Annotated in this window: 15 protein-coding genes and 1 pseudogene; 4 read left to right on the top strand and 12 right to left on the bottom strand. The window is 26.3% G+C overall.

Annotated features, from left to right (window positions below; translation table 11 throughout):
• The first annotated feature begins 155 nt into the window (after positions 1-155).
• Positions 156-848, top strand: coding sequence for a DUF421 domain-containing protein (locus BUA19_RS10070; RefSeq protein WP_072726146.1), 693 nt, complete (start codon positions 156-158; stop codon positions 846-848).
• An 18-nt stretch (positions 849-866) separates the two neighbouring features.
• Here the strand turns inward: BUA19_RS10070 and BUA19_RS10065 are convergent, their stop codons facing one another.
• Entirely contained in the window at positions 867-1,643 is a 777-nt protein-coding gene (locus BUA19_RS10065; protein WP_072726144.1) for a polysaccharide deacetylase family protein, read from the bottom strand.
• Positions 1,644-1,813: 170 nt separating this feature from the next.
• Here BUA19_RS10065 and BUA19_RS10060 point away from each other — a divergent pair, with 170 nt between their 5' ends.
• Positions 1,814-2,308 carry a dUTP diphosphatase gene (locus tag BUA19_RS10060; RefSeq protein ID WP_072726142.1) on the top strand — a complete coding sequence of 165 codons (495 nt, stop codon included), beginning with the start codon at positions 1,814-1,816 and terminating at the stop codon, positions 2,306-2,308.
• Positions 2,309-2,342: 34 nt separating this feature from the next.
• Here BUA19_RS10060 and BUA19_RS10055 read toward each other — a convergent pair.
• From BUA19_RS10055 to BUA19_RS10035, 6 genes and pseudogenes are all read right to left on the bottom strand, one after another.
• Positions 2,343-3,779, bottom strand: a pseudogene (locus BUA19_RS10055) (spore germination protein).
• A gap of 12 nt (positions 3,780-3,791) precedes the next feature.
• On the bottom strand, positions 3,792-4,937 hold the full coding sequence (locus tag BUA19_RS10050) for a Ger(x)C family spore germination protein (RefSeq protein ID WP_072726140.1): 1,146 nt from the start codon (positions 4,935-4,937) through the stop codon (positions 3,792-3,794).
• Positions 4,921-5,355, bottom strand: a complete 435-nt coding sequence (locus BUA19_RS12045) for a GerAB/ArcD/ProY family transporter (protein ID WP_084602040.1) — start codon at positions 5,353-5,355, stop codon at positions 4,921-4,923. Before BUA19_RS12045 ends, BUA19_RS10050 begins: the two co-directional genes overlap by 17 nt.
• Positions 5,356-5,360: 5 nt before the next feature.
• On the bottom strand, positions 5,361-6,008 hold the full coding sequence (locus tag BUA19_RS12040) for a GerAB/ArcD/ProY family transporter (protein WP_178137493.1): 648 nt from the start codon (positions 6,006-6,008) through the stop codon (positions 5,361-5,363).
• Between the two features lie 79 nt (positions 6,009-6,087).
• Positions 6,088-6,612 (bottom strand): NUDIX hydrolase, encoded by a 525-nt coding sequence (locus tag BUA19_RS10040; protein ID WP_242939282.1) that lies wholly within the window; start codon positions 6,610-6,612, stop codon positions 6,088-6,090.
• A gap of 30 nt (positions 6,613-6,642) precedes the next feature.
• The gene (locus tag BUA19_RS10035) at positions 6,643-7,473 is read right to left on the bottom strand and encodes a sulfurtransferase (RefSeq protein WP_072726136.1); all 831 of its coding nucleotides are present in this window, start codon (positions 7,471-7,473) and stop codon (positions 6,643-6,645) included.
• Between the two features lie 231 nt (positions 7,474-7,704).
• On the opposite strand from BUA19_RS10035, the gene BUA19_RS10030 reads away from it, so the two are divergent.
• The gene (locus BUA19_RS10030) at positions 7,705-8,913 is read left to right on the top strand and encodes a pyridoxal phosphate-dependent aminotransferase (RefSeq protein ID WP_072726135.1); all 1,209 of its coding nucleotides are present in this window, start codon (positions 7,705-7,707) and stop codon (positions 8,911-8,913) included.
• Between the two features lie 120 nt (positions 8,914-9,033).
• Positions 9,034-9,252, top strand: a complete 219-nt coding sequence (locus BUA19_RS10025; protein ID WP_072726133.1) for a hypothetical protein — start codon at positions 9,034-9,036, stop codon at positions 9,250-9,252.
• A gap of 50 nt (positions 9,253-9,302) precedes the next feature.
• Here BUA19_RS10025 and BUA19_RS10020 read toward each other — a convergent pair whose 3' ends face one another.
• The 5 genes from BUA19_RS10020 to accB all read right to left on the bottom strand — a co-directional run bounded on the left by BUA19_RS10020 (position 9,303) and on the right by accB (position 13,312).
• Positions 9,303-9,563: a stage V sporulation protein S gene (locus tag BUA19_RS10020; RefSeq protein WP_072726131.1), complete on the bottom strand. Its 261-nt coding sequence runs from the start codon at positions 9,561-9,563 to the stop codon at positions 9,303-9,305.
• 105 nt (positions 9,564-9,668) lie between these two features.
• The gene (locus BUA19_RS10015; protein ID WP_072726129.1) at positions 9,669-10,619 is read right to left on the bottom strand and encodes an acetyl-CoA carboxylase carboxyltransferase subunit alpha; all 951 of its coding nucleotides are present in this window, start codon (positions 10,617-10,619) and stop codon (positions 9,669-9,671) included.
• A gap of 11 nt (positions 10,620-10,630) precedes the next feature.
• On the bottom strand, positions 10,631-11,482 hold the full coding sequence (accD, locus tag BUA19_RS10010) for an acetyl-CoA carboxylase, carboxyltransferase subunit beta (protein WP_072726127.1): 852 nt from the start codon (positions 11,480-11,482) through the stop codon (positions 10,631-10,633).
• A 15-nt stretch (positions 11,483-11,497) separates the two neighbouring features.
• Positions 11,498-12,844: an acetyl-CoA carboxylase biotin carboxylase subunit gene (accC, locus tag BUA19_RS10005; protein ID WP_072726125.1), complete on the bottom strand. Its 1,347-nt coding sequence runs from the start codon at positions 12,842-12,844 to the stop codon at positions 11,498-11,500.
• 15 nt (positions 12,845-12,859) lie between these two features.
• Positions 12,860-13,312, bottom strand: coding sequence for an acetyl-CoA carboxylase biotin carboxyl carrier protein (gene accB / locus BUA19_RS10000; RefSeq protein WP_072726123.1), 453 nt, complete (start codon positions 13,310-13,312; stop codon positions 12,860-12,862).
• Positions 13,313-13,697 lie beyond the last annotated feature (385 nt).

The raw sequence follows: 13,697 nt of genomic DNA, 5'->3' as shown, positions 1-13,697 counted from the left end.
AGAGGTGAATAAAAGTACCGTTGGCTTGCGGTATAGCATTGTAGAGATATGCTATTATGTACACTAATATTTGTAAAAATATTGAGTGTATGAATAAAATCTATAATTTTTATATATTTATTTAAATTTTTATAGATTTTATAAAGCTGAATAAATTGGATAGATCTCTTATTTTTAGTCTAACTCTAGAATTAACTGTTGGGTTTTTAGCTTTACTTACAGTTACTTATTTCTTAAGAAAAACTCAAATAAATCAAATTACTCCTTTTGATTTTATATCTGCATTAATATTAGGGGAATTAGTAGGAAATGCTATTTACGACAAAGAAACTAACATACTCTATATCTTATATGCTATTCTCTTGTGGACATGTTTAATGTATGTAGTTGAAATAATAACTCAAAAATTTAAAAAAACAAGAAGTTTTTTAGAAGGAAATCCATCTATTTTAATTCGCCATGGACAAATAGATTTTAAACAATTACAAAAAGAAAAATTAGATATCAATGAATTACAAAGCTTGCTAAGATCAAAAGACGTATTTTCTATTCGTGAAGTTGAATATGCTATTTTAGAACCAAGTGGTTCAATTAGTGTTTTAAAAAAATCAAAATACGAAAATCCAATAAATGAAGATCTAAATTTACCAGAAAAACCTGTACATTTACCAGTTACTTTTATATTAGATGGAGAAGTTTTATGGGACAATGTTAAAAGTTGTGGTTTTAATGAAAAATGGCTAAAAAAACAACTTCATGCTAATAATATAGATAAAATAAAAAATATTTTATATGCTGATTGGAAAAAAGATGAAGGTATTTATATAATAAAAAAGAAAAATATTTAACATTTCTCATATTAAAACTTAATTTTCGACTATCTCTGGTTTCATGTTTTTATAATCATTCATTTTAATTAATTCAGAGATAGTTACAAATTTATATCCTCTTTCTTTGAGTTTAGGTAAAATTATTTTTAAAGCTTCATAAGTTTGACTTTTTCCTTCTACATAGTCATGAAGCAAAATAATATCTCCATTTCGTATATTATTGAGAATAGTTTTAACTATTTTATCAACCCCTGGATTACTCCAATCTTTTGTATCTTTATCAGTTGACCAAAGCACAATTTTAACTCCATATTTTTTAGCAATTTCCTTTACAATTTTATTATAAAACCCAAAAGGAGGTCTAAAAATACTTGGTTTTTCTCCAACTACAGAAAAAATTTCATTTTGAGTCTTTTCAAATTCTTCCTCTATTTTCTTCTTACTTGTATTTTTAACATCTATATGACTAAAAGTATGGTTTCCTATTTCATGTCCTTCTTCTTTTATTCTTTTTAATGGTTCTGGATAAAAATGTACATGTTTTCCAAGAACAAAAAAAGTTGCTTTAACATTGTATTTTTTTAATAAATCCAATATTTTCGGTGTAATTCTAGGATGAGGTCCATCATCAAAAGTCAATGCTACTATTTTTTTATCTCTAGGCCCATTCCATATCAACTCATCATTATTCATTAATTTGTCAAAAAAAACACCGTTAATTTTAATAACATTTACAATCATCATATACAGTTGACTAATAACAACTGTAATTAATAATATAACAAATATTATCTTAAATACTTGTTTATTCATCATTATCTCTCCTTTCCAAAATACCTATTTTTATAATTATTAAAATACAACATCAATTATGCATAACAATTATAAGCTTCCCAAAACTACACTTACATCCATTTATGTTATATAATATATTTATACATATAACTACTTCTAAAATTTTTATATATAGAAAGGAGTTTAAAATGAATCTTGAAAAATTATACAATCTTCAACAGAAACTTGATGAAAAAATCAACAATACCCATAATCTTATAAATCAAAGTTTAATTTCTCATAAAATACTTGCACTTCAAGTCGAAGTTGGTGAACTCGCTAACGAAACAAGATGCTTTAAATTCTGGAGTTTAAAAGGCCCATCTCCTAAAAATATAATACTAGAAGAATTTGTTGACTGCCTACATTTCATATTATCTATAGGTCTTAATTTAAAATTTAACGACATAACAATTAATGACTTAAATTCCGAAAATACAAACGAAGATTTAACAAATACTTTTTTAAATTTTTTTGATTCTATTTCATTATTAAAAAACAACATCTCTAAAGAAAATTATATAAATATGTTCTCAAAATTTTTATCACTTGGTAAACAACTGAACTTTTCACCTGAAGAAATCGAAAAATCTTATTTACATAAAAACAATATAAATCATAAAAGACAAGAAGAAGGATATTAATATAAAAAACCTCACAATTGTGAGGTTTTTCTATTTATTGTCTTGTTTTATCTTTAGTTTTTAAAAATTCAGGTCTCTTTTTAGCTAAAGTTATATTATCCAACATATAATTTTTAAAATCAGTAAAATTAAAAGGAGCAACAGGTACAAGATAAGGTATTCCAAAACTTGTAGTTGAAATCAAATTTATAATTATAATGGTATATCCCATAATAAAACCAAATAAACCAAATAAACTTGTCATTATAATCATAAAAAATTTTAACACTCTAATCGGATTCATAATTGTATAATCAGGTGCTACAAACGAACACATAGTAGAAAGAGATACTATTATAACCATCAATGGACTAACAAGCCCAGCTGCAACAGCTGCTTGACCAATTACTATAGTTCCTACAATACCTATCGCAGACCCAATTTGCTTTGGAAGTCTTATATTAGCTTCTTTTAATATTTCCGATATTCCTTCCATTATTAATGTTTCTATCACAGCATTGAAAGGAACTGATCCTCTTGCTATTGCTAAAGCTAAAATATATTATTCTGGCAAAATATCTGGATGAAAAGAAACAATTCCAACATACATTGAAGATACTGTAAGTGCTATATTAATAGCTATTATCCTCAAAATTTTTGAAAACACAGATATATAAGTATTGTCATATCTATCATCTCCAGAATCTAAAAATTCCATAAATGTTTTTGGAGTAGATAAAGCTATATTGCTCCCTTCAACAACTATACAGATTTTCCCCTCTAATATTGCTGTAGCAGCCATATCTGATCTTTCTACAAGACCAACTTGAGGAAATAAATTCAAAGCATTATTTAGTATAAATTTTTGAATATATCCCGATTCAACTATTCCATCTATATTTATTTTTTTTAATCTATTTTTTACTTCCCTTACATAATTTTCATTAGCTATATCACCAATATATATCACTGCAACATTAGTTTTTGTTCTCTTACCTACTTTGAAATTTTCTATTCTAAGATTTTCATCTTTTATTCTATATCTTATTAACGATAAATTAGCATCAAAATTTTCAGTAAATGCATCTTTAGATCCTCTTAATGTATTTTCTACTTCTGGTAAATTTATATCTCTTTTTTCTACTTTTACAACATTAGCTACTAAATAATTTTCATCATTATTTAGAATAATAACAGATTTACCTTCCAAAATATAATTCAAAATTTTATTTTCATCATTGTCTATAAAAATGTCTTCTGCATAAACAATAGAATAAGCTATTTTATGTATATTTATATCAATATCTTTGTTATACTGTAAAATCGGTTTTATAATGTTATTTGATAATTTATCTTTATCCGTAATTTGAGGAATATAAAGTATAAATAATTCTATGTTCATAACAGATAATTTTCTTAAATTTATTCCTAAATTTCTTTTAGTTATATCTTTAATAAAATCAATAAAATTATTAGTCTGTTTTAATTTCACCGCATTCACCCTTTAATATTTAGATTTTGCATTTGGATCTATAAAACCTAAATTTTTAATTTTCACCCTAACATTTACATTTATATCTGAATTTAGATATTCTTTTTTCCAATTTATATCCTTATATATTTTAGGATTATCAGCTTTAAAATATTTTACAAACTGAAAATAATCACATTCAAATTCTTTTTGAGATGTTTTAAAATTATTTACAATATAATTTTTTATTTTTTTCGAAAGTTTATCTTCCAACATTTTTATTTTTTTATCATTTATCGAAGCGATATAGTATTGATATTGCAATTGTGCTTCTAAATCTAAATTGACATTTATTATAACTTTATTATTTTTATATTCTGTTTTTATTTTTCTTTTTCTAAGTGAAGTTATTATAACATATTTATTTTTTTCTTCATTAGGTAAAATTATAACTTCAGTTAATTTAGGTTTATCAGCAAGCAAATACAATATTCCACTTGTATTTTCTTGTTCTATAGTACCAATTAATTTTGAATCTTTCATTACTGCAAGTCCTAAATATTGTACAGACCCTTCTTCAATTCCAATATAAGGAAGTAAATAACCAACATCTTTTAATGCCATATAAGAAAGTATTTTTCCAACATTTATATTCAGTGCCCTCCCTTTTTCAATTAAACTTTTTAAAATATCTTCAACTAAAAAACCCATAGATATATCTTTTTTAACAGGAATATCAAATAATTTCCTAGGTCTTTCACGAGTTATTACAATAAGAATTGTTTTTCTATAATCATAAAATTTATCGATTCTATTTAAATAAGGTTCTATTCCTTCTTTTGCAAAATTTGTTCCAAAAACAACTAATCTCGTTGCTCCTAAAAATACAGGAAATGGATTTACTGAATCATAATTTATCCTAGCCTGTTCAAAATTTTTACCATAGGATAAAAGCTTGTAAACACTGGTTGCTTCAGCTTTTTCTGTTTTTAATCCTCCCCCTCCTTTAGAAGATTTTATTTGTGTTATTTCTCCTGAAAATTCAATTTTTCCATCAACTCTATCTACTCCAACCGAATGAACTATACATCTTTGATCTATATCTTTATAATCCCAACAACTAGTAAGCAATATTAAACAAATAAATATTACTATTAATTTACTAAATATTTTTATCATATTTTCTCACCTTTGTTATTATTAATAATATTAATGGTATTATCCCTCCATTAATTACTGCTAAATATCCTATATAATCCAATATATTTCTTATTTGCATGGTAGTTTTTGAAATTTGAGATGTTAAAAATAATAAAATCATTATAATAGGTGAAATAGTATTAAAATTAACATTAAAACATTTACTAATAAAAAAAACTGTTCCATAAGAAAATAAAATAGTTGTCGTAAATACAGCCATTATCCACGTCGTTAAAACAAACCCATCTAATCTTCTAAAAAATTGAAGTTGTGATATATCAACCCTTCTTATAGTTGCAAGCAATGCATTTTCATAATTTATAATTGCATCAATACCCATTACAGATATACACGCTTCAACTTCAACTATATAAAAAATACCTATAAATATTATCATTAAAATTACATACTTAAATACTTTTTTATTATTTTTTTATCAAAAGGAATAAAAGCAAAAACTTCTATTCCTAAAAGTGGAATTACAGTTGTAAAAAGAGCCTTAATATATGAATTTATGCTCGCCGGAACAATAAAAGGTCTTAAATTTACTAATTCTCCTTGAGTAAATAAAAGAATATGAGAAAACAAACCTACTACAATAATTACTATTCCATATAATTCACAAATTCTTGCAATTGTTCTCAAACCTTTTGTTACAGCATAATATATAACTATAAAAAACAATAAAGATATTGACCAAACAGGTGTTTTTAATAATATATTTAATTTTATTACTTCAGAAGAAGCTCTAACTGCTAATGCAGAAAATAAAAAAAATTCTATAATATACGAAAATACTATTAATTTTGATATGCATTTCCCCATTAGTATTTCACTATATTCACAAATAGTTTTATTTTTATAAATATACGAAAGATATGTAAATATACATCCTAAAATGACAGTTATACCTGTTGCACCTAATAAAACAATCCATCCTCCTGTTCCTATATTTTCCGCAATATCTTTAGGAAGTCCCATAATTCCATATCCTATTATTACACCAAAAATAACAAATGCTATTTGTCTATTTGAAAGAGATTCAATCATATATTCACCTCTAACTAAATTTATTTTATTATTATTGACAATTTTGAATAAAAAAATAAGGTAAAGAAATTTCTTTACCTTAATAATCATTCTTAAAATAATTTTTTAACTTTTCTAAAGCAATAATTGTTTTTCCATCCTTAATCAACCCTTTTTCTTTCATCTCTTCCATTTCCTGAACTGTTACCCAAACTATTTCTTCTACATCTACATCATCTACTTTTTTATTTATTGATTTACTATCAACTTTCACTAAATATATAGACATTGTAGCATCACTAGAGCCACACATCATATAATATTCAACTAACGGCTTTTCACTAATAGATATTACTTCATCTTTAGTTATCTCACATTCTTCCTGTAATTCTTCTAATAATATTTCTTTATTAGAAATATCTTTATCAATACATCCTGCTACTAATTCATACGTATAATGTCCTACGCAAGGTCTATATTGTTTTACTAATAAAACTTTATTATCTCTATTTATAACAATTCCAGAAACTCCACCTTTAATTATAATTTTTTCTCGCTTAACTTCTCTTCCTTTTATATTTGCAATAATTTCTTCTATTTTATGCCATCCATCATATAATAACATATACAAATTCACTCTCCTTTAACAAAACTCTCATTCATCACCTTTTGCTATTTCATTTTCACTATAACTTATCCAATCACTCCAAGAACCTACATACAGTTTAGAATTTATACCTATTTCATCAAGAGCTACAAAATTTACACATCCTGTAATTCCTGATCCACAGTGCACTATCACTTCCTCATATTTTTCCAAATCTTTAAAATGATCTTTTAATTTATTGTATTCCTTTAATTCATTATTTTCTAAAACATCCTTCCAAAAATAATTTTTAGCTCCTGGTATATGTCCTGCCACTTTATCTATCGGCTCAAATTCTCCTCTATATCTCTCTTTTGATCTTGAATCTACTATAATTACATTTTCTTTATCTTTCTTTTCTCTAACTTCAAACATATCTACAATTATTTGTTCATTTAAATTTATATTAAACTCTTTTTTATTTTTACTTGGTATATCTTGAGTTAAAGGATATTTTTTTTCTACCCATTTCTTAATTCCACCACTTAATATATATACTTTTTCATGTCCCAAATACTTCAAAATCCACCAAAAACGAGAGGCACCTGCTATTTCTCCATCATCATAAGCTACGACTATTGTATTGTTTCCTATTCCTATATTTTCTATCTTTTCTTTAAAAATATTTAAATCAGGAAGTGGATGTCTCCCTCCATGTTCTTCAACTTCTCCTGCTAAATCCTTGTTCATATCCATATAAAAAGCTCCCTTTATATGACCTTTTTGATAACTGTCTTTTCCATAAGATGGAGTCTGTAAATCGAATCTACAATCTACTACAACTAAATTTTCTTTATCAATATTATTTTTAAGCCATTCAACACTAACTAAATTTTTCAAAATATCAACTCCTTTACTTTATATATTTACACTTCCTATTTTAACAATTTATACTTTAATATACCAGTTATAAAATATTTTTAACAATAAATTAATTTACAACAAAGTCGAATTTTGAATTATTTTAAATTTTAAATTTTTCTGTTTATTATGTTGTTTTATAATGATTTTTCCAATATTTTATGTTATCCTTTTATTAAAAGTAATTTATACTAAAGGGGGATATTTAAAATGAATTTATCAAAAAGAATAACTTCTATGCAAGCTTCTCCAATAAGAAAATTAGTTCCTTATGCACAAGAAGCTATATCAAAAGGTATTAAAGTTTATCACCTAAACATAGGTCAACCTGATATAAAAACACCTGAAACATTCTTTAAGGCTGTTAAAAACTTTAAAAAAGATGTCTTAGAATATTCTTTTTCCCAAGGAATGCCTGAACTTATAGACGCTATATCTAAATATTATAAAAACTATAATATGGATTTTAAACAAGATGAAATACTAATAACTAACGGTGGAAGTGAAGCATTATTATTTTCTATGATAGCTATAGCTGATCCATACGATGAAATACTAGCCCCTGAACCATTTTATACAAACTATAACGGTTTTGCGACAGCTGTAAATGTAAATATAAAACCTATTACAACCAAGGCAGAAAAAGGTTTCCATTTACCATCTAAAAACGAAATAGAAAACGTTATCACACCAAAAACCAAAGCAATTCTTCTTTCAAACCCTGGCAATCCAACTGGAGTTGTTTATAGTAAAGAAGAAATAGAAATGATTGCATCTATTGCTAAAGAATATAACTTATTCATAATAGCCGATGAAGTTTATAGAGAATTTGTATACGATGGATTAGAATATACCAGTTTTGGAAATATAAAAGAAGTCGAAGATAGAGTTATAATTGTAGATAGTGTTTCTAAACGTTATAGTGCTTGTGGTGCTAGAATTGGATCTATTGCATCTAAAAATAAAGAATTTATAGCTCAAGTTTTAAAATTATGCCAAGGTAGACTTTGCGTTCCAACACTCGAACAAATAGGTGCTATTGAACTTTATAAAACTCCCGAATCTTATTTTAAAGAAGTCAATTTAGAATATAAAAAAAGAAGAGATATTTTGTATAATGCATTGAATAATATGAATGGTGTTTTATGCAAAAAACCTAAAGGAGCTTTTTACGTAGTTGCCAAACTTCCTGTAGAAAATGCAGAAGATTTTGTTATTTGGATGCTAAAAGACTTTAATTTAAATGGTGAAACTATTATGATGGCTCCAGCTGAAGGTTTCTATTCAACTAAAGGCCTCGGTAAAGATGAAGTTAGACTTGCATATATATTAAATGAAAAAGATCTATCAAAATCTATGGAAATATTAAAAGCTGGTCTTGAAAAATATCCAAAAAAACTAACAAAAACAACTATATAAAAATTTTCAAAAAAGGACTTTCTTTTAAAATACGAAAGTCCTTTTTTATTTATCATATTTTCAAAAACATGTTTTTTTTGTATAATATAACAGTAAAACTTTAAAGGAGGGGTTTAAATAATGAACGAACTTATTCAAAATTTTAATTCTTTATCTGAAAAAGAAAAAATAGAATTTATAAAAAAAATAATTCCATCTGTAGAAAAACTTATAAAAGAAAATAAAGATGAACTTATAAAAGAATTTTATCCTATAATCGATAATTTATTAGAACAATACGGAATTACTATGGATCAAATAATGTTAATGCTTCAAATGTTTAATTCGCAAAACCAATAGATAAAAAAAGAACCTTCATATGAAGGTTCTTTTTTTATCTATTGGCCAAATTATCTAGGCTCTACTATAAGTTTTATAGCTGTTCTTTCTTCTCCGTCAATTTCAACATCAGTAAAAGCAGGTATACATATTAAATCCATACCACTTGGTGCAACAAAACCTCTAGCTATAGCTACTGCTTTAACAGCTTGATTTAAAGCTCCAGCTCCTATAGCTTGAATTTCAGCTGATCCTTTTTCTCTTAAAACTCCTGCTAAAGCTCCTGCAACAGAATTTGGATTAGATTTTGATGAAACTTTTAATACTTCCATTTCATATATGCCCCCTTTAGTATTATTATATTTCCTTGTACATTTAAATTAGATTTTTTACGTATATATAATATTCTACGTTTTATATATAAATCCTCTTTTTATTTATAAATTATATCCAATTTTTCTAAATTTATTATATCTTTGAGAAATAATATCTTCTTTTTTCTGATTTTTAAAATATTCTATTTCCTCTAAAATATATTCTTTTATATTTTTAGCTGTAAATTCTACATCTTCTTGAGCTCCACCTAAAGGCTCTTTAATAATCTTATCTATAACTTTTAATTCATATAAATCTTTACTTGTAAGCTTCATTATATTTGCAGCTTCGCTAGCTTTAGAAGCTTCTTTCCATAATATACTAGCAAGACCTTCTGGCGATATAACTGAATAAATAGAATGTTCAAGCATCGCTACCTTATTTGATACTCCAAGTCCTAAAGCTCCTCCACTACCACCTTCTCCTATAACAACCGATATTATAGGAACTTTTAAACTACTCATTTCAAATAAATTTTTAGCTATAGCTTCTCCTTGACCTCTTTGTTCTGCTTCAAGTCCACAAAATGCACCTGGTGTATCTATAAATGTTATTATAGGTCTATTAAATTTTTCAGCTTGTTTCATAAGTCTTAAAGCTTTTCTATATCCTTCTGGATGAGGCATTCCAAAATTTCTTTCTATATTCTCTTTTACATCTTTACCTTTTTGATGTCCTATTATAGTAACAGCAATATTTTCTATAAATCCTATACCTCCAATTATTGCTTTATCATCTTTATATAATCTATCTCCATGAAGTTCTATAAATTCACTACATATATTCTCTATGTAATCCTTTGTTGTCGGTCTATTACTCGATCTACTTAAACCTACCTTCTGCCATGGCGTTAAATTCTCATATACATCTCTTTTTAAATTACTTAATTTCTCACTTAATATTTTTATTTCTGTAGATAAATCTATATTGTTTTCTTTAGATATTCTTTTTAGTTCTTCAATCTTTTTTTCAAGCTCTATAATGGGCTTATCAATTTGTAAACTACTACTCATAATCAGCCCTCCTAATATCCATGAATTTTTAATATCTTGTAAAGTTTATTTTTCATATCTTTTCTATCAACTATCAAATCTATAAAACCATGTTCAAGTAAAAATTCTGATTTTTGAAACCCTTCTGGAAGATCTTGTTTTATAGTTTGCTTGATAACTCTAGGTCCAGCAAACCCTATAAGAGCATTTGGTTCTGCTATAATCAAATCTCCAAGCATAGCAAAACTAGCTGTAACTCCTCCAGTTGTAGGATCTGTAAGTATAGATATATATAATAAATTATTATCGCTAAGTTTTTTTAAAACTTGAGAAATTTTTGCCATTTGCATTAAAGATATTATTCCCTCCTGCATTCTAGCTCCTCCCGATGCAGAAACTATCATAACAGGAAGTTGATTTTCTATTGCATACTCTATACCTTTAGTTATTTTTTCGCCTACTATAGCCCCCATACTTCCCATCATAAAATCTGGATTCATAACACATAAAACTACATCTATTCCACACAACTTTCCATATCCTGTAATAACCGCTTCTTTTTCTTTAGTTTTTTTGCTGTACTTATCTATCTTTTCTTCATATTCAGGGAAATTAAGTATATTTATAGAAGTTAAATCTTTATCTAATTCTACAAATGTACCTTCATCAATTAATAAATCTATCCTTTCTCTTGCCGAAAACTTAAAATGATAATTACATTTTGGACATACGTTCAAATTTTCTTCCACTTCTTTTTTGAAAATATCATTATTACAAGAACTACACTTTATCCAAAATTTATCATCTACACTTTTATTTTTAAAATTTTTGTTTATAGAAACTTTAGCATATTCTTTTTCTTTATTCAATAATTTTTTTATCATAGCTATCACCTCTAGCTAATTTTTTAAAAATTCATTTTCTATAAATTTAGTATGATGTTCATCTTTTACAAACGCATCACTTTCTATAAGCATTTTTTGAAACTCTATATTAGTTTTTACCCCTTCTACTATTAATTCGTCAAGTGCTCTTTTCATTCTACTTATACATTCATTTCTATTTTTTCCCCAACATATCAACTTCCCTATCATTGAGTCATAAATTGGAGGAATTGTATAACCTCCATATACAAAACTGTCAAATCTAACTCCTAATCCTCCAGGGACATGTATAGAATCTATCCTTCCAGGAGATGGTCTAAAATTGTCAAATGGATCTTCTGCATTTATTCTACATTCTATTGCATGACCATTAAATTTAATATTTTCTTGAGAATAAGGAATTTTTTCATTTGATGCTATTAATATTTGAAGTTTTATTAAATCAATTCCTGTAATCATTTCAGTAATCGGATGTTCAACCTGTATTCTAGTATTCATTTCTATAAAATAAAAATTTTTATCTTTATCAACTATAAATTCAACAGTTCCAGCACCAATATAATTTATAGATTTAGCAGCCTTTACAGCAGCTTCATATAATTTTTTTCTAATACCTTCATCCAGATAATGTGATAAACTTTCTTCAATTACCTTTTGATTTCTTCTTTGCATAGAACAATCTCTATCTCCAAAATGAACTACATTTCCATATTTATCTCCAAACACTTGAACCTCTATATGTCTTGGATTTTCTATATATTTTTCTAAATACATTTCATCATTTCCAAATGAAGATAAAGCTTCTCCTTTTGCCATATCAAAATTAGCCTTTAGCTCATCTTCATTATAAACTATTCTCATACCCTTTCCCCCTCCTCCACTGGAGGCCTTTATTAAAATTGGATAACCTATCTCTTTTGCTATATCAATTGCATCATTTACATCTGTAATTACTCCTTTTGAACCTAATACAACAGGAACACCTGCTTTAATCATTGTTTCTCTAGCCGTCGATTTATCTCCCATTTTATCTATCTGCTCAAATTTTGGTCCTATAAATATCAAATTGTTTTCCTCACATTTTCTAGCAAAAGATGAATTTTCAGATAAAAATCCAAATCCTGGATGTATAGCATCACATTTAGTTTTTATAGCCAAATATATTATATTGTCTATATTATTATAACTTTTACTTATATTATTAGGACCAATACATATCGATTCATCTGCCATATATCTATGTAAAGAGTCTTTATCAGCTTGTGAATATATAGCAACAGTTTTTATCCCCATTTCTTTACAAGTCCTAATTATTCTCACAGCTATTTCTCCTCTATTAGCAACAAGTAGCTTTTTTATCATAAATACCCTCCTCGACTAGCCTTGTATCTTAATTTTAAATAAAGGCTGACCATACTCTACTAATTCTTCATTCTCAACTAATATATCTACAATTTCTCCATCCACATCACATTCTATTTCATTCATCAACTTCATCGCTTCAAGTATACAAAGTTTATCCCCTTTCTTTACTTTACTTCCTACACTTACATACGGAGGAGCATCCGGACTTGAAGCTCTGTAAAAAGTTCCCATCAACGGTGCAGTTACTATATATACATTTTCTTCATCATTTTCAATGTTTTCTTCTTCTGTAAAAGTCTCTATATTCATTTCTTGATTTTTGTTATCCTCTTGTGCAACTACCTTTTTTTGCAAACTTTCTCCTTTTTGTATAGATAATTTTAAATTGTCTAACTCTATATCAATTCTATTTATACTCGTTTTATCTATAGTTAATATTAATTCCTCAATATCTTTTAAATTCATAAATTATACCTCCTTTTTATACCTGGTACTAATACTATGTTATATTATATCATATTGTTGTTTCTACTTACAACCAAAAAATACTGTTGACCAATAAAGTGGGTCTATAATATTTAGTGTTGGTGAAAACTAACACTAATTTTTTGTATAAAAAAACGAGACAAGAGAGAATCACTTAGTTATAATTTAATCACCACAAAAAAATCATAAAAGGAGTGATTTCTCATGTCTCATAATAATTTTATACTAAATTTGCTTAATTTAAAAGACCCTAATATAACTTTTAATGATAATTATTACTCTGAAGAAATTATTAACAATGTTAAATCTAAAGTTTTTTATGCTACATTAACCTATATGCCTAATACATGTTATCATTGTGGAC

It is taken from the genome of Tepidibacter thalassicus DSM 15285, from assembly GCF_900129915.1.
GTDB lineage: Bacteria > Bacillota > Clostridia > Peptostreptococcales > Peptostreptococcaceae > Tepidibacter > Tepidibacter thalassicus.
Note: the sequence above shows the minus strand (reverse complement) of the source record. Positions and strands in the feature narration are given on the sequence as shown.

Bases quoted from the DNA above. Each gene is read 5' to 3' on its own strand.
- BUA19_RS10065 (WP_072726144.1), bottom strand. From the start codon at position 1,643: ATGAATAAACAAGTATTTAAGATAATATTTGTTATATTATTAATTACA.
- BUA19_RS10060 (WP_072726142.1), top strand. From the start codon at position 1,814: ATGAATCTTGAAAAATTATACAATCTTCAACAGAAACTTGATGAAAAA.
- BUA19_RS10050 (WP_072726140.1), bottom strand. From the start codon at position 4,937: ATGATAAAAATATTTAGTAAATTAATAGTAATATTTATTTGTTTAATA.
- BUA19_RS12045 (WP_084602040.1), bottom strand. From the start codon at position 5,355: ATGATAATATTTATAGGTATTTTTTATATAGTTGAAGTTGAAGCGTGT.
- BUA19_RS12040 (WP_178137493.1), bottom strand. From the start codon at position 6,008: ATGATTGAATCTCTTTCAAATAGACAAATAGCATTTGTTATTTTTGGT.
- BUA19_RS10040 (WP_242939282.1), bottom strand. From the start codon at position 6,612: ATGTTATTATATGATGGATGGCATAAAATAGAAGAAATTATTGCAAAT.
- BUA19_RS10030 (WP_072726135.1), top strand. From the start codon at position 7,705: ATGAATTTATCAAAAAGAATAACTTCTATGCAAGCTTCTCCAATAAGA.
- BUA19_RS10025 (WP_072726133.1), top strand. From the start codon at position 9,034: ATGAACGAACTTATTCAAAATTTTAATTCTTTATCTGAAAAAGAAAAA.
- BUA19_RS10020 (WP_072726131.1), bottom strand. From the start codon at position 9,563: ATGGAAGTATTAAAAGTTTCATCAAAATCTAATCCAAATTCTGTTGCA.
- BUA19_RS10015 (WP_072726129.1), bottom strand. From the start codon at position 10,619: ATGAGTAGTAGTTTACAAATTGATAAGCCCATTATAGAGCTTGAAAAA.
- accD (WP_072726127.1), bottom strand. From the start codon at position 11,482: ATGATAAAAAAATTATTGAATAAAGAAAAAGAATATGCTAAAGTTTCT.
- accC (WP_072726125.1), bottom strand. From the start codon at position 12,844: ATGATAAAAAAGCTACTTGTTGCTAATAGAGGAGAAATAGCTGTGAGA.
- accB (WP_072726123.1), bottom strand. From the start codon at position 13,312: ATGAATTTAAAAGATATTGAGGAATTAATATTAACTATAGATAAAACG.